A 241-nucleotide genomic window follows, 5' to 3' on the forward strand; every position below is an offset into this window, starting at 1 on the left:
TTACGGCTACGTGCCCGGTGCCGGCATCGCCAAGGACGGCATCACGGCTATGGACATCAACCGGGCGAAGGCCGCGCCGGGGGTCCTCGCCGTGGTGCCCGCAGGGAACGCGGGCAAGCTCGACAGGGGCGCGTTCTACGGGGCCCGAGCATTGGCCGGCCCGAACGTCGACCACCACCATCAAGTCGTCGCGATGGTCGTCGCCGAGACCTTCGAGCAGGCCCCGGCTGCCGCCGGCCTC

1 pseudogene is annotated in these 241 nt (G+C 71.4%); it reads left to right on the forward strand.

Features of this window, described 5'->3' with window-relative positions:
- Nucleotides 1-241 (forward strand): annotated as a pseudogene (locus PU683_RS21485) (xanthine dehydrogenase family protein molybdopterin-binding subunit); the annotation flags it as partial.

It is taken from the genome of Candidatus Kosakonia sp. 282A-S69 (genome assembly GCF_029433855.1).
GTDB classification, from domain to species: domain Bacteria; phylum Pseudomonadota; class Gammaproteobacteria; order Enterobacterales; family Enterobacteriaceae; genus Kosakonia; species Kosakonia cowanii_A.